This window comes from Rhodosalinus sp. FB01, assembly GCF_041365715.1.
In the GTDB taxonomy this organism is placed as follows: Bacteria; Pseudomonadota; Alphaproteobacteria; order Rhodobacterales; family Rhodobacteraceae; genus Rhodosalinus.
On the sequence record NZ_JBGFSH010000005.1, the window covers coordinates 259,549 to 276,204 of the forward strand.

Sequence of the window (16,656 nt, forward strand, 5' to 3'; positions counted from 1 at the left end):
CGCGGGCTCAGGAAAGATCCGGCGCCGCCAGAAGCAGCCGGTCCACGATCCGGTCGGCGAGCAGCCCCATCAGCCGCGTTTCCGCGTCCCGTCGTGCGGCCTCGGTGGCCACGATGCTTCCGGTGGTGGAGTAGCCGGTGAAGCCGTCGACCTCGCCCTCGGCCAGCACCGTGCCCCCCTCCGCGTCGGAGAGCGTGAAGGCCGCGCTGCCCACGAGCTGGAAACGCGAGGTGCGCCCGTCGCGCGTGGAGCCGAGTCCCTCGGATCTGACGGAGGGCACGACATCGAGCGCGTAGCGGCCCGCCGTCGCGGCCCCGAGGCGCTCTTCGAGCCGCGCGCGCAGGTCGAATCCCGCCCGTGTTCCGGGGGCGGAGAAGGCGATCTGCCCCTGAAGCCGCGCTGCGTCCCCGCCCGGGGCGTAGACCGGCGTGAAGCCGCAGCCCGCCAGCGCCGCCGCGCAGGCCGCCAGAACGAAGCTGCGGCGATCAGACCACGACATTCACGATCCGCCCCGGCACGACGATGACCTTGCGCGGCGCGGCGCCCTCGAGCGCGCGCGCCACCGCATCGGTGGCGAGGGCCGCCTTTTCGACGTCTTCCTTGCCGAGGTCGCGCGGCACGGTGATCTCGGCCCGGCGCTTGCCGTTGACCTGCACCGGCAGGGTGACGGTGTCCTCCACCAGCATGGTTTCGTCGGCATCGGGCCAGGGCGCGTCGATGACGAGGCCCTCGCGGCCCAGAAGCGCCCCGAGCTCTTCCGAGAGGTGCGGGGTCATCGGCGACGTGAGCTGCGCGAGCGCCGCGGCGGCCTGCCGTTTCGCGCCGCCCCCCGCCGCCGATTTCGAGAGCGTCGCGGTGAAGGCGTAGAGCCGCGCGATCGCGGCGTTGAAGCCGAAGCTTTCCGTCCCCTGCGTGACGTCGTGGATGGTCTTGTGCATCTCGCGCAGAAGCGCCTCGTCCTCTTCCGGCCGGCCGGCCTCGTCCGGCAGGGCGGCGATCTCGGCGACGATCCGGTGGACGCGGGCGAGGTGCTTGTGCGCGGCCTCCGCGCCCGCGGCCGTCCACTCGACGTCGCGCTCCGGCGGGCTGTCGGAGAGCACGAACCAGCGCACGGTGTCGGCGCCGAAAGCCTCGACGATCGCAACTGGGTCGACCACATTCTTCTTGGATTTCGACATCTTGGCCGAAGCGATCACCTCGACCGGCGCGCTTGTCTCCCTCAGCACGGTAGACCCGTCGCGCGTCTCGACCTCCTCGGGGAAGTGATAGACGGGCCGCCCCTCGGCGTCGCGGGTCTGGTAGCTCGCGTGGGTGACCATCCCTTGGGTGAAGAGCGCCTCGAAGGGCTCCTTCGATTTCTCGGGCAGGTGGCCGCAGATGTGCATCGCGCGGGCGAAGAAGCGCGAGTAGAGCAGGTGCAGGATCGCGTGCTCGATGCCGCCGATGTACTGGTCGACATTCATCCAGTAGGCGGTTTCCTCGGGGTCCGTGGGCGTCTCGGCCCGCGGCGCGGTGAAGCGCGCGTAATACCAGGAGCTGTCCACGAAGGTGTCCATCGTGTCGGTCTCGCGCCGGGCGGGCTTGCCGCAGGCGGGGCAGTCGGTGCGCGCCCAGTTCGGGTGCCGCTCCAGCGGATTGCCGGGCTGGTCGACGCTCACGTCGTCGGGCAGCAGGACCGGCAGGTTTTCCTTCTTCTCCGGGACCACGCCGCAGCTCTCGCAGTGCACCACCGGGATCGGGCAGCCCCAGTAGCGCTGGCGCGAGAGGCCCCAGTCGCGTAGACGGTACTTCGTCACGCCCCGGCCCACGCCGTTCTCCTCGCAGAAGCGGATGGCGGCCTCCACGGCCTCCTCGCCGGTCTGCTCGGTCTCGCCGGCGAAGCCGCGGATGTAGATCACGCGCTCGGACTTCGGCGGTACGAAGGCGGGCCCGCCATCCTCTGCGAGCGGCTGGCCGTCATCCTCCAACGGCGCGAAGGTGGAAATCACCGGCAGGTCGTATTTCCGCGCGAAGTCGAGGTCGCGCTGGGCATGCGCCGGGCAGCCGAAGATCGCGCCGGTGCCGTAGTCCATCAGGATGAAGTTGGCGATCCAGACCGGCAGCTCCCAGCTGGTGTCGAAGGGGTGCCGCACCCGCAAGCCGGTGTCGTGGCCCTTCTTCTCGGCGGTCTCGAGCTCCTCCTCCGAGGTGCCCATCCGCCGGCACTCGGCGTTGAAGGCGGCGATGCCGGCGTCGTGGCGTTCGAGCGATCGCGCCAGCGGATGATCGGGCGCGACGGCGACGAAGCTCGCGCCGAGAAGCGTGTCGGGCCGGGTGGTATAGCCCTCCACCCGGTCGTGCCCCTCGATCCCGTCCACCAGCGAAAAGGAGAACTGCAGGCCGCGGCTCTTGCCGATCCAGTTGGCCTGCATGGTCTTCACCTTGGCGGGCCAGTCGTCGAGCGTGTCAAGCGCCTCCAGCAGTTCCTCGGAATAGTCCGAGATACGGAAGAACCACTGCACCAGCTCGCGCCGCTCGACCGCCGCGCCCGAGCGCCAGCCCTTGCCGTCGATCACCTGCTCGTTGGCGAGCACGGTCATGTCGACGGGATCCCAGTTCACCACCGCCGCCTTGCGGTAGACGAGGCCCTTTTCCAGGAAGTCGAGGAAAAGCGCCTGCTGCTGGCCGTAATACTCGGGGTCGCAGGTGGCGAATTCCCGGCTCCAGTCGATGGAAAGGCCCAGGGGCTTCATCTGCCCGCGCATGTCGGCGATGTTGCCGTAGGTCCAGTCCTTCGGGTGGCCGCCCGACGCCATCGCCGCGTTCTCTGCGGGCATGCCGAAGGCGTCCCATCCCATCGGATGCAGCACGTTGAAGCCCTGCGCGCGCTTGTAGCGCGCCACCACGTCGCCCATCGTGTAGTTGCGCACATGCCCGATATGGATGCGCCCCGACGGATAGGGGAACATCTCGAGCACGTAGTATTTCGGCCGCGCGGGATCGGCCGTGGCGGCGAAAGCGCCGGCCTCGTCCCAGGCGGCCTGCCATTTCGGCTCGATCTCGGCGGGGGCGTAGCGGGCCATGGCGCGGTCCTCGGGCGTTGTGCGTGTGGATTGCGCCGGGTGATAGGCGAGCGGGCGGCGGGCGTCCAGTGCCGCGCGTGCCATTGGCGCGCCGGCCGCGCGCCGCTATGAGGGATGCCGGAGGCAGGCGTGCGGAGCGGTCGTTGCGGATACTCGTGATCCACCAGAACTTTCCGGGGCAGTACAAGCACCTCGCCCCGGCGCTCGTCGCGGCGGGGCACGAGGTGGTGGCACTGACGCTGAAGGTGAAGGCGCCCACGACCTTCCACGGGGTGCGCGTGCTGCCCTATCGCCTCGAGCGCGGCAACGCGCCGGGACTGCATCCGTGGCTCACCGATTTCGAGACCAAGCTCATCCGCGCCGAGGGCTGCCATGCCGGCGCGGTGGCGCTGCGCGAGCAGGGCTTCGCGCCCGACGTGATCCTCGCCCATCCGGGCTGGGGCGAGAGCCTTTTCCTCAAGGACGTGTGGCCGGATGCGCGGCTCGGCCTCTTTTGCGAGCTCTACCACCGCTCGGACTACCCGCATGTCGATTTCGACCCGGAGTTTCCCAGCCCCGAGGGCGCCCGCGGCCCGCTGCGGCTGCGCATGAAGAACCTCAACAATCGCCTGCATTTCGAGATCGCGGAGGCGGGCGTCAGCCCCACGCGCTTTCAGGCCGACACCTTCCCGGACACGTTCCGCGACCGAATCACGGTGATCCATGACGGGATCGACACCGAGGCGGTGACCCCCGACCCCGCCGCGCGGCTGGACCTGGGCAAGGGCCGGGCGCTGACCTGCGAGGACGAGGTCGTGACCTTCGTCAACCGCAACCTCGAACCCTATCGCGGCTACCACGGCTTCATGCGCGCGCTGCCGGAACTCCTGCGCCGCCGCCCGCGGGCGCATGTGGCGATTCTCGGCGGCGACGGGGTGAGTTACGGGGCGCGCGCCCCCGAAGGACAAAGCTGGAAACGCATCTTCATCGACGAGGTGCGCGGGCAGATCCCCGACGCCGACTGGGCGCGCGTGCATTTCCTGGGCCGGGTGCCCTACGCGCAGTTCCTGTCGCTCCTGCGGGTGAGTCGCGCGCATGTCTACCTGACCTATCCCTTCGTGCTGAGCTGGTCGCTTCTGGAGGCGATGAGCGCGGAGGCCGCGATCGTGGCCAGCGACACCGCGCCGGTGCGCGAGGTCATCCGCGACGGCGAGACGGGGCTCCTGGTGGATTTCTTCGACGGCGCGGGGCTCGTGGACCGGATCGACGCGCTGCTCGACGACGCGGCGCTGCGCGCGCGGCTGGGCCGGGCGGCGCGGCGGACCGTGCGCGAGGGCTACGACCTGCGCACGCGGTGCCTGCCGCGGCAGATCGCCTGGGTGGACGGGCTGGCCGGGCTCACGCCCCGCGCGCCCGGGACCTGAGTGGCCTCAGAAGCCCGCGTCGCGTTGGCGAAGCTGGCGTGCGCGGGCGAGAATCGCGTCCTCCACCGCGCGCGGCGTGCCGGTCGCGACCGGCCGGCCGTCGCGGGTCTGAAGCGCCACGCGCAGCGATCGCGCGTCGAGCGCGGGGTCCGAGACGTAGATCGTCGCGCGATAGGCCCGACCGCCGCCGGGCGGCGTGCCGAATCCGGTCACGATCACGCCGGTGAAGGGATCGACCGAGTCCACGGGAAGAAAGTTTAGCACGTCGGTGGAGGCCTGCCAGATGTAGCGGTTGACCTGCGTCACCTGCTCGTCGCTGTTGCGCCGGAACACGTCCCATATGCTGGAGCGGGGGCGCGCGCCCTGCTGCCGCTCCGCGTCGATGATGTCCTGCGGGCTGCGGGTTTCCACCGGCGCCTGCCGCGACCCGCAGGCCGTCAGGGCGAGCGCCGCCGCGGCGAGCACCAGAAACCGGGGGGTGAAGATAGCCATGGGCCGCTCCTGACAACTCTCGTTTGTCTCCTTAACCGCCCGTCCGCGCCGCGACAAGGCGGCAGCGTTCCGGCGGGCCGGATGCGGGGGCGGCGGGGCGGCCCGCGGGTGCCGCAGCGTCACGCACACGCCTTGTGGCAAACGCGCATCACTTGGGGACGTGTTGGTCCGCGCCCGGCGCCACCGCTTGCCAACGCGCCCCCCCAGGGTGCATTCACCCCTCATCGCATCCGGGGCACCGGATTGGGACGATCCTTGAACACATGAGGGAAAAAATGAAGAAAGTTCTCTTCGCCACCACCGCCCTGGTCGCCTCGGCCGGCGTGGCATCCGCCCAGGACCTGGGCATCTCCATCTCGGGCTTCGCCGAAATCGGTATCGCCGGCGGCAGCGGGTTCCCCGATGTCGCGACCGGCTCGGGTCCCATCACTGACCCTGTCGACCGGAACAAGACGCGTCTGCACAACGACATCGGCATCCAGATCGACGCCGTGGGCGAGACCGACAACGGCATCTCCTTCGGCATGTCGTTCGAGATCGACGACAGCAACGGCAACGACCGTGTCAACGGCACGCCGGGCTTCGACAACGAGTTCGCGTTCATCTCCTCGGGCCCCGTCACCTTCACCATGGGTGAGATCAACGGCGCCTACGACCAGCGCGTGGACGAGGCCTCCTGGGGCGGCTCGCTGACGGACGATCACACCGCGCATGGCGGCTTCAACACCACGAACGGGGCCGATGGAGCCTACGACAACCAGATCGCCCGCCTCGACTACGACATGGGCGCTTTCGGCGCGTCGATCTCGGTCGAGCAGGACGACAGCGCGAACGATCTCAACCCGATCTGGGGCATCGGCGTCTCCTACGGCCTGGAACTGACGGGCGTGGACCTCGACTTCGGCGCCGGCTTCATGTCACATGACGAAAATAATGGTCGGGTTGTTGCAGGGGCGCAGCCCTTTCTCGGCATTGAATCCGCCTGGGGCCTGAGCGTCGGCGCCGGCTTTGACAACGGTCTGAAGTTGGCGGCAAACTACGAAAGCATTAGCATTGACGAGGCGAAGCAGGCCACGGTCACCGGTGATGCTGAGCGCTGGACCATCGGTGCGGGTTACGACTTCAACAACCTGTCGGTCGAGGCCAACTACGGCCAGACCAACTTTGACAGTGCTGATAACATCGACGGCTTCGGCCTCGCCGCCCAGTACGACCTCGGTGGCGGCCTTCAGGCCCAGGCCGGCTACGGCAACACCAACGTGCCCAGCGCGGTTGGTGACGACGTGGAGACCTGGTCGCTCGGCCTCTCGATGAGCTTCTAAGCGTCACGATCCCCGACGACCGAAGAGCGGGCCCTCGCGGCCCGCTCTTTTCTTTTGCGCGCTCGGGGTGTTACTTGGCGGCGACCCACGGAGCCCGCCATGCCCCCGCCCACGCCCCAGCAGATCAAGGCCGCTTTCGCGAAGGCCGGCGCGCTTCACGCCAAGGGCCGGCTGGCCGAGGCGCGGCGCCTTTACGCCGACCTGACCCGCGCCGCGCCCCGCGCGCCGGAGCCGCATTACCACCTGGCCCGCATCGCCCTGGCCGAGCGCGATCTCGACACCGCCGCGAAACACCTGAAGACCGCCGCGCGGCTGAAACCCGGCGAGCCCGCGCTGCTCGCCCTTCAGGCGCAGATCGAGGAGGCGGCCGGCCGCCCCGAGGCCGCGCTGAAGACCTATGACCGGCTGATCGCCGCCCGCCCCAAGGCGCCCAAGCCGCGCGCCGACAAGGCGCTTCTTCTCCAGCAGATGGGCGATTTCGACGCGGCGGAGGCCGAGTTCATGACCGCCATCCGCCACAACCCCGCGCAGGGGGAGCTTTACCGCATGGTCGGCGCGACACGGAAACTCGCGCCCGGCGACCCGCTGATCGCCGAGATGGAGCAGGTCTATGCCCGCGACGACCTGACAGAGGGCGCGCGCTGCCAGCTCGCCTTCGCGCTGGCCAAGGCGATGGAGGACACCAAGCGCCACGACCGGGTGTTCGGCTATCTCGACACGGCCAACGCGTTGCAGCGCAAGGCGTTTCCCTTCGACTTCGACGAGCGCGCGGTCGAGATCGACCGGCTTCATGCCGCGATGGACGATCTGTCGAAGGTGCCCGCCGCCGCAGAGGATTTCCGGCCCGTCTTCGTGATCGGGCTGCCGCGCTCGGGCACCACGCTGGTCGAGCAGATCGTGGCGGCCCATTCCACCGTGGAGGCCGGCGGCGAGCTGGGCCTCGCGCTCGACGAATTCTACCGCCGCTTCCAGGCCGGCCGCGCCTTCACGCCCGTGTCGAAGGCCCATCCCCGCACGCATCTCGATTTCGCGGCCGCCTACGAGGCGCGTGTGCGCGCGGAGGTGCGATTCGACGCGCGCGTGACCGACAAGTCGATCCAGACCTTCCAGCTTGTCGGCTATCTCGCGCGCGTGCTTCCTGGCGCGCGCTTCGTGGCGGTGCGGCGCGATCCGCGCGACGTGGCGCTCTCGATCTACAAGAATCACTTCCAGGGCGGCACCCACCGCTATTCCAACGATCTGCGCGACATCGCCCGCTACATGCGTCTTTACGGGCGCATCCTCGAGGCGTGGAAGGCGCGCCTGCCCGGCGTGATCCACGAGGTCGGCTACGAGGATCTGGTCTCCGATCCCGAGCCGCAGGCGCGCGCCCTCGTCGCCGCGGCCGGCCTCGACTGGGAGCCGGGCTGTCTCGATTTCCACAAGGCGGCCGGCTCGGTGAAGACGCTGTCGCTTCATCAGGTGCGCCAGCCGATCTACAGGAGCTCCGCCGAGGCGTGGCGGCGCTACGAGGCGGAGCTCGCGCCCTTCCTCGAGGAATGGGAAAGGACGGCATGAGCGGATTGCAGGACATCCGGGAGCGAATCGCCGCCGCGGAATTCGCCGCGGGCCGCGACGACGGCTCGGTCACGCTGGTCGCCGTGTCGAAGAAGCAGCCGCTCGAGCGTGTGGAGGCGGTGCTGGAGGCCGGGCACCGCGTCTTCGGCGAGAACCGCGTGCAGGAGGCCGCGGAGAAGTGGCCCGCCTTCCGCGAGCGCTACGACGGGGTGGAGGTGCACCTGGTCGGGCCCTTGCAGACCAACAAGGCGCGCCAGGCGATGGAGCTTGTGCAGGCGATCCACTCGGTGGACCGGCCGAAGCTCGCGCGGACACTCGCGCGCCTCGCGCAGGAGATCGGCCACTGCCCGAAGCTTTTCGTGCAGGTCAACACCGGCGAAGAGCCGCAGAAGGCCGGCATCCCGCCCGCCGAGGCGGACGGTTTCATCGCCGAATGCCGCGGGCTCGACCTGCCGGTCGAGGGGCTGATGTGCATCCCGCCGGTCGAGGAGGAGCCGAGCCTGCACTTCGCGCTTCTGGCCAAGATCGCGGAGCGCAACGGCCTCGCGGGCCTCTCCATGGGGATGAGCGACGATTTCGAGAAGGCGATTTCCTTCGGCGCGACCCATGTGCGCGTGGGCAGCGCGATCTTCGGGGCGCGCGACGAAGGGGCGTGAGCGTCAGGGCACGATCAGCCGCGTGTCGTGGCCGATCCGCGCCGCGACCTCGCGCAGGTGATCGCGCCGCAGCGCGACGCAGCCCGCCGTGGGATAGCCCGGTCGCCGCCACTGGTGGATGAAGATGCATGATCCGCGGCCGCGTTCGGCCCGCGGCCAGTTCCAGTCGGTGACCAGCACCAGATCGTAAAGCGGATCGGGCCGGCGGAGCGCCTCGTGGCTCCAGGGATAGGGCGCGCGGACCATGAGGTTGTAATCCTCCTGGCGCGGGTCGTCGGACCACAGATCGCCCGGCCTGATCGGCACCGCCCAGTCGGCGGGCGGCGCCATCCGGTCCGGGCGGTAGAGCATCCCCACGATCCGGTGGGTGCCGCGCGGGGTGGCGCCGTCCCCCTCGCGCTTGGCTCCCGTGACGCCGGTCCGGCCGATCGCGCAGGGGTAGAGCCGCCCGCGAAAGCGCAGCCCGCGCGGTGTGAGCACCATGTCCCCTGCGTCGCCCGTCACAGCAGGTGCCCCGATTTCGCGGCCTTCGTGGCGAGGTAGCCCTCGTTCTCGGCCCGGCGGCCGACGCTGAGCGGCACGCGCTCGGCAACGGTAAGGCCGCAGGCCTCCATCATGTGCAGCTTCGCGGGGGTGTTCGTCATCAGCCGCACCTCCGTGAACCCCATGCGCCGCAGGATGTCCGAGCCGATGCGGAAGTCGCGCTCGTCGTCCTCGAAGCCCAGCCGGTGGTTGGCCTCCACCGTGTCGAAACCCTGGTCCTGCAGGGAATAGGCGCGCATCTTGTTGGCCAGGCCGATGCCGCGCCCCTCCTGGTTGAGGTAGAGAAGCACGCCCGCGCCCTCCGCGCCCATCTGGGCGAGCGCGCCGCGCAACTGCGCGCCGCAATCGCATTTGAGGCTGCCCAGCACGTCGCCGGTGAAACAGGCCGAGTGAAGCCGGGCGAGCACGGGACGATCGCGGTGGGGCTTGCCGATCTCGAAGGCGTAGTGCTCCTCGCTGCCGTCCTCGGGCCGGAAGACGTGGAGCCGCCCGGCACCCGCGGCCTCCACCGGCAGGCGCGCCTGCGCCACCGTGTGAAGCGGGCTGACCGCGGCGAGCACCGGATCGGCGAGCCCGGCGGGCAGCAGCGTCAGCCCGTGCGCGGCGGCGAACGCCTGCGGATCGGCGAGATCCGCCACCAGTGCGGCGGGAAGCAGATGGGCCGATTTCACCAGCCGCAGCGCTGTGCGGTGCATCGCCGCGTCGCCGCCCCGCTCGGACACGAGGGGGCCCTTCATCGGGCGGGCGAGATCGTCGGCCGGATCCGCCACGGCGTGGATCCAGCCCAGATCGGCGTCCGCGGGCAGGCGCACGCGGGCGAGATCCTCGTCATAGACCCGCGCCTTGAGCGTCTCGGCCCGGCGCCGCGTGATCGCAAGGCTCGGGGCCGCGCCAAGCGCCGTCACGGCCTCCAGCCGTTCACGGCGCAGCGTCTCGGCGGCCAGCACCAGCGCCCCCCGCCCCGCGCCCGTAAGCACCACGCCCACGCCCATGCGCAGGTCTGCGCGGGCGCGCGCGATCTGTTCGACAAGGTCTGGCGCGAGGCTCATGGCATCCTTCGGTTCGTGACGTGCCCCCGCAGAGGCGCGCGGTCCAGAGGCACCCGTTCTAGATACGTCTGCCGCGACATGAAACAATTCCTCATGCGGTTACACGACAGCGTGAGACGCTTGCAGCAAATCTTGTCACCCCCTGCCGGCTTGCGCATCTCGGTCACGCAGAGGAGGAGGACGTATCCCGATGCCCCAGCTCAAGAACATTCTTCTTGTCGACGACGACGACGATCTTCGCGAGGCGCTTTCGGAACAGCTGGTCATGACCGAGGACTTCGAGGTCTTCGAGGCGGACAGCGGCACGCAATCCATGGAGCGTGTGAAGGCACAGATCTTCGATCTGGTCATACTCGATGTCGGTCTTCCCGACACCGATGGCCGCGAGCTCTGCAAGCGGATGCGCAAGCAGGGCGTGAAAAGCCCGATCATCATGCTCACAGGGCACGACAGCGACGCCGACACCATCCTGGGCCTCGACGCGGGGGCGAACGATTACGTCTCGAAACCCTTCAAGTTCCCGGTGCTCCTGGCACGGATCCGCGCCCAGCTTCGCCAGCACGAGCAGTCCGAGGACGCGATCTTCTCGCTCGGGCCCTACACCTTCAAGCCGGCGATGAAGATGCTGATCACAGAGGACGACCGCAAGATCCGTCTCACCGAGAAGGAGACGAACATCCTCAAGTTCCTCTACCGCTCGCCGGAAGCCGTGGTGCCGCGCGACGTGCTGCTGCACGAGGTCTGGGGCTACAACGCGGGCGTGACCACGCACACGCTGGAGACGCATATCTATCGCCTGCGCCAGAAGATCGAACCGGACCCCTCCAACGCGCGCCTGCTGGTGACCGAAAGCGGCGGTTACCGGCTGGTGGCGTGACGGCCGGCTTTTTTTGAGCCAGATCAATGTGGCACGACGCGTGCATCTTTTATGGTGTCGGGCAAGGACTCCCGCGCATGTCCGGGTCATGACATGCACCTCCCTGTTGGACTCGGCCGGGCCTCGCGCCCGGCCTTTTTTCTACCCACCGGAGGACGGGTCTGCGGATGGGCGGCGCCACGCGCGGCCCGGCCCGTCGCCACGCTGGACCTCCCCCGCCCGGCTGATTAGGGTCCGCGCGCCGTGAAGAAGGAGCTGCGCATGTCTGTCACGCTTGCCACATGGAACATCAACTCCGTCCGCCTGCGGGCGGGCCTCGTGGCGCGGCTGATGGCGGAGGAGGCGCCAGACATCCTGTGCCTTCAGGAATGCAAGAGCCCGGTCGACAAGATCCCGCGCGAGGCCTTCGCCGATCTGGGCTACCGGCACATGGTCGCGCGGGGCGAGAAGGGCTACAACGGCGTGGCGATCCTGTCGAAGCTGCCGATCGAGGATGCGGGCGATCTCGACATGGCGGGGCTCGGCCACGCCAGGCATGTCGCCGGCCGGCTGGAGAACGGTGTGGTGATCCATAATTTCTACGTTCCCGCCGGCGGGGACGTGCCCGACCGCGAGGTGAACGTGAAATTCGGCCAGAAGCTCGACTACCTCACCGACATGCGCGACTGGCTCAATGCCGATAAGCCGGGAAAGACGATCCTCGTCGGCGATCTCAACATCGCCCCGCGCGAGGACGACGTCTGGTCCCACAAGGAGCTTCTGAAGGTCGTCAGCCACACGCCCGTGGAGGTGGAGCATCTGGCCGGCGTGCTGGAGGCGGGCCGCTTCACCGATGTCACCCGCCGCGACATCCCCGAGGGCCGGCTCTATTCCTGGTGGTCCTACCGGGCACGCGACTGGGAGGCGTCCGACAGGGGCCGGCGGCTCGATCACGTCTGGGCGACGTCCGACATCGCGGGCGCCGCGCATTCCAGCCGGGTCCTGCGCCATGTCCGTGGCTGGGAGAAGCCGTCGGATCACGCCCCGGTGTTCGCCTCCTTCGATTTCTGACGGGCGGGCGCGACATCTTGGAAGACGGGCCCGCCGGGTCCATATTCAGGCGAAAGCGAATTCGAGGGTGACAGAATGATCGAACTGGGCGGAGGCGCCGCGGCGGCGCCGGCAACGGACCTTATCAAGGACGTGGACGAGCAGACCTTTATGGCGGAGGTGGTGGACGCCTCCCAGGAGGTGCCCGTCATCGTCGATTTCTGGGCGCCGTGGTGCGGCCCCTGCAAGACGCTCGGCCCCGCGCTGGAGGCGGCGGTCACGGCGGCGCGCGGCGCGGTGCGCATGGCCAAGGTGAACGTGGACGAGAACCAGATGATCGCGGGCCAGCTGCGCATCCAGTCGATCCCCACGGTCTACGCCTTCTGGAAGGGCCAGCCGATAGACGGGTTCCAGGGCGCCTTGCCCGCCTCCGAGATCAAGCAGTTCATCGACCGCGTGGTCGAGGCGGCGGGCGGCGACGCCTCGGGTGGCCTCGGCGAGGCGCTGGAAGCGGCGGAGCAGATGCTCGCGGATGGCGCGGCCGCCGACGCCGCCCAGACCTTCGCGGCGATCCTCGGCGAGGAAGAGGAGAACGCGGCCGCCTATGGCGGGCTGGTGCGGGCGCACATCGCCCTGGGCGAGCTCGACCAGGCGGAGGCGATCCTGAACGGCGCGCCCGCCAGCATCTCCAAGGCGCACGAACTCGAGTCGGCCGCCGCGCAGCTCGAACTGGCGCGCCAGGCCGAGGGGGCGGGCCCTGTCGCGGAGCTTCGGGCCAGGGTCGAGGCCGATCCCGACGATCTTCAGGCGCGCTTCGATCTGGCCCAGGCGCTCTACGCCAAGGGCGACGCGGCCGGCGCCGTGGACCAGCTGCTCGAGCTTTTCCGCCGCGATCGCGAGTGGAACGACGGCGCCGCCAAGGCGCAGCTTTTCACCATCTTCGAGGCCCTGAAGCCCAACGATCCGGTGGTGCTGAACGGCCGCCGCAGGTTGAGCTCCATGATATTTGCCTGAGGCATGGGGCGGGCTAGCTCGATACGCATGACAAAGCCAGCCGATCTTCCGGATACGATTCCGGTCTTTCCATTGCCGGGCGCGCTGCTTGTGCCGCGCGCGCGCCTGCCGCTGCACATATTCGAGCCGCGCTACCTCGCGATGGTGGAGGACTGCCTCAAGACGCCGGAGCGGCTGATCGGCATGGTGCAACCATGCCCGGGCCCGGGAAAGCAGGATCCCGCGCCGCTGCAGAGGATCGGGTGCGCCGGGCGCCTCACCCAGTTCTCCGAAACCGAGGACGGGCGCTACATGATCACGCTGTCGGGAATGTCCCGCTACCGCGTGCTGGAAGAGGTGGAGGGCTTCACCCCCTACCGCCGCGCGCGCGTCAGCTGGACGGGGTTCGACAACGATCTCGGCAAGACGGAGCATGATCCGAACTTCGACCGCAGTCGCTTTCTCGACCTTCTGGGGCGCTACTTCGCGGCGCGGAACCTGTCGACCGCTTGGGACTCGCTCAAGGAAGCCGAGGACGAGTTGCGCGTGAACTCGCTTTCGATGCTTCTCGACTTCGAGCCAGAGGACAAGCAGGCGCTGCTGGAGGCGCCGAGTCTCAGCACCCGGCGCGAGACGCTCGTGACGCTGATCGAGTACACGCTGCGTGGCGGCGAGGGTGGCGGAGAACTGATGCAATGACCGAACCGACGCCCGCCACCGAGCGCAGCCGGGATTTCGATCGCCACATGCTGGAGGCGCTGATCTGCCCGGTGAGCCATGGCCGCCTGTCCTACGACGCCTCGCGACAGAAGCTGGTATCGGAGGCCGCGGGGCTGGCTTTCCCGATCCGCGACGGCATCCCGGTGATGCTGGTGGACGAGGCCCGCAAACTCGACTGAGCGGGCCGGGGCAGTGCTGCCGGAAGCGCGGGCCCTCCTTCCCCTCTCAGCGCATGAGGGCCGGTAACTCTCCGGTCAGGCCGGCCGCCTCCCGGATGAAGGCCCGACGCAGGCCCGGCACCGCGTTCACCGCGCCCAGCCCGAGGTCGCGGCCCAGCCGCAGGATCGGGTTGTCGTTCGAGAAGAGCCGGTTGAAGCCGTCCGTAGCCAGCGCGAGGGTCGCGGTGTCCCAGCGCCGCCAGCGCTGGTAGCGCAGCAGAACCTGGGTGCTGCCGATGTCCTCTCCGCGCCGCCGCGCCTCGGCCAGCACATGGGCCAGTGCGCCCACGTCGCGCAGCCCGGCGTTGAGGCCCTGGCCCGCGATGGGATGCACCCGGTGCGCCGCGTCGCCGGCAAGCGCCACACGCGCCGCCACGAAACTCTGCGCAAGGCTGAGTGTCAGGGGATAGGTATAGCGATCCCCGGCCAGCGCGATCTCTCCCAGGAAATCCCCGAAGCGGGGGCGAAGGACCGAAAGATATCCCTCGTCGTCCATCGACTGGATCTCGCGCGCCGTGGCGTCCTCCTCCGTCCAGACGATCGAAGAACGCCGCCCCTTCAGCGGAAGGATCGCGAGCGGCCCGGGGGGCATGAAGAACTGGTGCGCGCAGCCGCCGTGGTCGCGTTCATGGGCGATCGCGCAGACGAGCGCGGTCTGGCCGTAGCGCCAGCCGGTACGCCGGATCCCCGCCCGGGTCGCGGTCCCGCTCGCCATTCCGTCGCAGCCCACGAGCAAGGCGCCCGAGAGCGTGCGTCCCGACGCGAGCGTGACCGTCACCCCGGCCGGGCCGGACGCCTGCGCCGTGACGCTGTCCCCCTCGACATGGGCGATGCGCGGATCGGCCGCCACGGCGGCCAGCAACGCGGGCCGCAGGTGGCGATCCTCCACCATGTGGCCCATCGGGCCTTCCTCGATCTCGGCATGGTCGAAGATCAGGTGAAGGGGCGAGGCGCCCTCGCCCGCGCGCCCGTCGCTCACGGCGATTCGCTCGATGGGTTGCGCGTCCTCGGCCACCGCGTCCCAGACGCCGAGGGCCGCCAGAAGCCGCCGCGAGGCGAGGGCGAGCGCGTAGGACCGGCCGTCGAAACCGGGCGTGGCGCGCGCTTTAGCGGGGGCGGGGTCGATCAGCGCGACGGAGTGCCCGCCGCGGGCCAGCGCGAGCGCCAGCGCCGTGCCCGTGAGGCCGCCGCCGGCAACGAGGATATCCGCATCATGTGTCATGGGGGGAAATATGACCGGGCGCCCGGGATTGTCCATGCGCCGTGCCGCCGCTAGCCTCGCCTCCGAGCGCAACGGAGGGATGGCGATGGACGAGGGGCGGGGGATGAGCGCGGCGTCGCTCGGGCGTGGCATCGGGGCAGGCGAAATCGACCCCGTGGCGCTGACCGAGGTCTTTCTGGACGCGATCGAAGCGCATCCCGACAGCGGGCGCATCTATGCGCGGCTCACGACCCGTCGCGCCCGCGCCGAGGCGCAGGCCGCATCGGGGCGCGCGGCGGCGGGTCTGCGACGCTCGCCGCTCGACGGTGTGCCCGTAAGCTGGAAGGATCTCTTCGACACGGCCGGCACGGCCACGGAGGCGGGAAGCGCGCTTCTTGCCGGGCGCGTGCCCGACCGCGACGCCGAGGTGCTGGAAAACGCGACCGCGCTGGGCCTCGTCTGCCTCGGCAAGACCCACATGTCGGAATTCGCCTTCTCCGGGCTGGGCTACAACCCGGTGACCGGGACGCCGCCCTGCGTGAACGACCCCGGGGCGGCGCCGGGCGGCTCCTCTTCGGGGGCCGCGGCGTCGGTCGCCTTCGGCCTGGCGGCGGCCGCGGTGGGCTCGGACACCGGCGGCTCGGTGCGGGTTCCCGCGGCGTGGAACGACCTCGTCGGACTGAAGACGACCTCGGGGCGGCTTTCGCTTTCGGGCGTCGTGCCGCTCGCCCCGCGCTTCGACACGGTGGGGCCGCTGACGCGCACGGTGGAGGACGCGGCGCTGATGCTTGCCGCGCTCGAGGGCGGGGCGCCCGCGGACCTTGCCGGCGCTGACCTGTCGGGGCGCCGCTTCGCCGCGCTGAGCACGGTCGCGCTCGACGAGCTGCGCGAGGGGCCGGCCGCGGCCCACGCCGATGCGCTGGCCCGGCTGGAGGGCGCCGGCGCCGAGATCGTCGAGCTTGCGGTGCCGGAGCTCGAGGAGGCGATGGCGCTCTCCGGCATCCTCTACACGTCCGAGGCCTACGGCGTCCGGCGCGAGACCATAGAGGCGCGTCCCGAGGCGATGTTTCCCGAGATCCTCGCGCGGTTCCGCGGCGGGGCCGAGCACGGCGCCGCGGACTACGTCGCCGCCTGGCGGACGCTGGAGCGTCTGCGCGGGGTCTGGGCGCGCGCCACGGCGGGCTTCGACGCGGTGCTGGCGCCGACCGTACCGATCATGCCGCCCGAACTGGCGCGGCTCGAGACCGAGGACGCCTATTACCGCACCGAAAACCTGATGACGCTGCGCAACACGCGCATCGGCAACCTGATGGGGCTTGCCGCGCTCACCCTGCCCACCGGCCATCCGTCCTGCGGGCTGCAACTCCTGGCGCCGCCGACGGCCGAGCGCAGGCTCCTGCGGCTCGGCTCCGCGGCGGAGGTCGTTCTGGCCGCCTGAGCCACTCGTTTCGCGCCGCTATGGCCGCGAGGCCACAAGCCCCCGTCGTGCGGGGCTTTGGCTGGACGGGGCAGGGGGGATTTCGTATCGTGACCC

General features: G+C 69.9%; 16 protein-coding genes. 10 read left to right on the plus strand and 6 right to left on the minus strand.

Going from position 1 to position 16,656, the window contains the following annotated elements; genetic code table 11:
* Window positions 1-7 precede the first annotated feature (7 nt).
* Window positions 8-499, minus strand: a complete 492-nt coding sequence (lptE, locus tag AB6A65_RS10055; RefSeq protein WP_371038236.1) for an LPS assembly lipoprotein LptE — start codon at window positions 497-499, stop codon at window positions 8-10.
* On the minus strand, window positions 486-3,062 hold the full coding sequence (gene leuS / locus AB6A65_RS10060; RefSeq protein ID WP_371038237.1) for a leucine--tRNA ligase: 2,577 nt from the start codon (window positions 3,060-3,062) through the stop codon (window positions 486-488). Before leuS ends, lptE begins: the two co-directional genes overlap by 14 nt.
* 143 nt (window positions 3,063-3,205) lie before the next feature.
* Between leuS and AB6A65_RS10065 the strand changes: the two genes are divergently transcribed.
* Window positions 3,206-4,465 carry a glycosyltransferase gene (locus AB6A65_RS10065; RefSeq protein ID WP_371038238.1) on the plus strand — a complete coding sequence of 420 codons (1,260 nt, stop codon included), beginning with the start codon at window positions 3,206-3,208 and terminating at the stop codon, window positions 4,463-4,465.
* A 6-nt stretch (window positions 4,466-4,471) separates the two neighbouring features.
* Here the strand turns inward: AB6A65_RS10065 and AB6A65_RS10070 are convergent, their stop codons facing one another.
* A complete protein-coding gene (locus AB6A65_RS10070) occupies window positions 4,472-4,957 on the minus strand; it encodes a DUF3576 domain-containing protein (RefSeq protein WP_371038239.1) in 486 nt (161 codons plus the stop codon).
* Window positions 4,958-5,232: 275 nt separating this feature from the next.
* On the opposite strand from AB6A65_RS10070, the gene AB6A65_RS10075 reads away from it, so the two are divergent.
* The 3 genes from AB6A65_RS10075 (at window position 5,233) to AB6A65_RS10085 (ending at window position 8,492) form a co-directional block, all read left to right on the plus strand.
* Window positions 5,233-6,279 (plus strand): porin, encoded by a 1,047-nt coding sequence (locus AB6A65_RS10075; protein ID WP_371038240.1) that lies wholly within the window; start codon window positions 5,233-5,235, stop codon window positions 6,277-6,279.
* Between the two features lie 99 nt (window positions 6,280-6,378).
* Window positions 6,379-7,836, plus strand: a complete 1,458-nt coding sequence (locus AB6A65_RS10080; protein ID WP_371038241.1) for a tetratricopeptide repeat protein — start codon at window positions 6,379-6,381, stop codon at window positions 7,834-7,836.
* Window positions 7,833-8,492, plus strand: a complete 660-nt coding sequence (locus AB6A65_RS10085) for a YggS family pyridoxal phosphate-dependent enzyme (protein ID WP_371038242.1) — start codon at window positions 7,833-7,835, stop codon at window positions 8,490-8,492. The genes AB6A65_RS10080 and AB6A65_RS10085 overlap by 4 nt, the downstream gene beginning before the upstream one ends.
* Before the next feature lie 3 nt (window positions 8,493-8,495).
* Here the strand turns inward: AB6A65_RS10085 and AB6A65_RS10090 are convergent, their stop codons facing one another.
* Together AB6A65_RS10090 and ribA are read right to left on the minus strand one after the other, a co-directional pair.
* On the minus strand, window positions 8,496-8,996 hold the full coding sequence (locus tag AB6A65_RS10090; protein ID WP_371038243.1) for a L,D-transpeptidase: 501 nt from the start codon (window positions 8,994-8,996) through the stop codon (window positions 8,496-8,498).
* The gene (gene ribA / locus AB6A65_RS10095) at window positions 8,993-10,084 is read right to left on the minus strand and encodes a GTP cyclohydrolase II (RefSeq protein WP_371038244.1); all 1,092 of its coding nucleotides are present in this window, start codon (window positions 10,082-10,084) and stop codon (window positions 8,993-8,995) included. Before ribA ends, AB6A65_RS10090 begins: the two co-directional genes overlap by 4 nt.
* Window positions 10,085-10,274: 190 nt before the next feature.
* On the opposite strand from ribA, the gene AB6A65_RS10100 reads away from it, so the two are divergent.
* The 5 genes from AB6A65_RS10100 (at window position 10,275) to AB6A65_RS10120 (ending at window position 13,882) form a co-directional block, all read left to right on the plus strand.
* A complete protein-coding gene (locus tag AB6A65_RS10100; RefSeq protein WP_371038245.1) occupies window positions 10,275-10,961 on the plus strand; it encodes a response regulator transcription factor in 687 nt (228 codons plus the stop codon).
* Window positions 10,962-11,222: 261 nt separating this feature from the next.
* A complete protein-coding gene (locus AB6A65_RS10105; protein WP_371038246.1) occupies window positions 11,223-12,011 on the plus strand; it encodes an exodeoxyribonuclease III in 789 nt (262 codons plus the stop codon).
* A 75-nt stretch (window positions 12,012-12,086) separates the two neighbouring features.
* Window positions 12,087-13,004, plus strand: coding sequence for a tetratricopeptide repeat protein (locus AB6A65_RS10110; RefSeq protein ID WP_371038247.1), 918 nt, complete (start codon window positions 12,087-12,089; stop codon window positions 13,002-13,004).
* Between the two features lie 27 nt (window positions 13,005-13,031).
* Window positions 13,032-13,682, plus strand: a complete 651-nt coding sequence (locus tag AB6A65_RS10115) for an LON peptidase substrate-binding domain-containing protein (RefSeq protein WP_371038248.1) — start codon at window positions 13,032-13,034, stop codon at window positions 13,680-13,682.
* Complete coding sequence (locus AB6A65_RS10120; RefSeq protein ID WP_371038249.1) at window positions 13,679-13,882, plus strand: Trm112 family protein; 204 nt, start codon at window positions 13,679-13,681, stop codon at window positions 13,880-13,882. Before AB6A65_RS10115 ends, AB6A65_RS10120 begins: the two co-directional genes overlap by 4 nt.
* Window positions 13,883-13,928: 46 nt before the next feature.
* Here the strand turns inward: AB6A65_RS10120 and AB6A65_RS10125 are convergent, their stop codons facing one another.
* The gene (locus tag AB6A65_RS10125) at window positions 13,929-15,179 is read right to left on the minus strand and encodes an FAD-dependent monooxygenase (protein ID WP_371038250.1); all 1,251 of its coding nucleotides are present in this window, start codon (window positions 15,177-15,179) and stop codon (window positions 13,929-13,931) included.
* 49 nt (window positions 15,180-15,228) lie between these two features.
* Here AB6A65_RS10125 and AB6A65_RS10130 point away from each other — a divergent pair, with 49 nt between their 5' ends.
* Entirely contained in the window at window positions 15,229-16,560 is a 1,332-nt protein-coding gene (locus AB6A65_RS10130; RefSeq protein WP_371038304.1) for an amidase, read from the plus strand.
* Window positions 16,561-16,656 lie beyond the last annotated feature (96 nt).

What these genes read in the sequence shown, in the direction of transcription:
- lptE (WP_371038236.1), bottom strand. Translation starts at nt 499, where the DNA reads ATGTCGTGGTCTGATCGCCGCAGCTTCGTTCTGGCGGCCTGCGCGGCG.
- leuS (WP_371038237.1), bottom strand. Translation starts at nt 3,062, where the DNA reads ATGGCCCGCTACGCCCCCGCCGAGATCGAGCCGAAATGGCAGGCCGCC.
- AB6A65_RS10070 (WP_371038239.1), bottom strand. Translation starts at nt 4,957, where the DNA reads ATGGCTATCTTCACCCCCCGGTTTCTGGTGCTCGCCGCGGCGGCGCTC.
- AB6A65_RS10075 (WP_371038240.1), top strand. Translation starts at nt 5,233, where the DNA reads ATGAAGAAAGTTCTCTTCGCCACCACCGCCCTGGTCGCCTCGGCCGGC.
- AB6A65_RS10080 (WP_371038241.1), top strand. Translation starts at nt 6,379, where the DNA reads ATGCCCCCGCCCACGCCCCAGCAGATCAAGGCCGCTTTCGCGAAGGCC.
- AB6A65_RS10085 (WP_371038242.1), top strand. Translation starts at nt 7,833, where the DNA reads ATGAGCGGATTGCAGGACATCCGGGAGCGAATCGCCGCCGCGGAATTC.
- ribA (WP_371038244.1), bottom strand. Translation starts at nt 10,084, where the DNA reads ATGAGCCTCGCGCCAGACCTTGTCGAACAGATCGCGCGCGCCCGCGCA.
- AB6A65_RS10100 (WP_371038245.1), top strand. Translation starts at nt 10,275, where the DNA reads ATGCCCCAGCTCAAGAACATTCTTCTTGTCGACGACGACGACGATCTT.
- AB6A65_RS10105 (WP_371038246.1), top strand. Translation starts at nt 11,223, where the DNA reads ATGTCTGTCACGCTTGCCACATGGAACATCAACTCCGTCCGCCTGCGG.
- AB6A65_RS10110 (WP_371038247.1), top strand. Translation starts at nt 12,087, where the DNA reads ATGATCGAACTGGGCGGAGGCGCCGCGGCGGCGCCGGCAACGGACCTT.
- AB6A65_RS10115 (WP_371038248.1), top strand. Translation starts at nt 13,032, where the DNA reads ATGACAAAGCCAGCCGATCTTCCGGATACGATTCCGGTCTTTCCATTG.
- AB6A65_RS10120 (WP_371038249.1), top strand. Translation starts at nt 13,679, where the DNA reads ATGACCGAACCGACGCCCGCCACCGAGCGCAGCCGGGATTTCGATCGC.
- AB6A65_RS10125 (WP_371038250.1), bottom strand. Translation starts at nt 15,179, where the DNA reads ATGGACAATCCCGGGCGCCCGGTCATATTTCCCCCCATGACACATGAT.
- AB6A65_RS10130 (WP_371038304.1), top strand. Translation starts at nt 15,229, where the DNA reads ATGGACGAGGGGCGGGGGATGAGCGCGGCGTCGCTCGGGCGTGGCATC.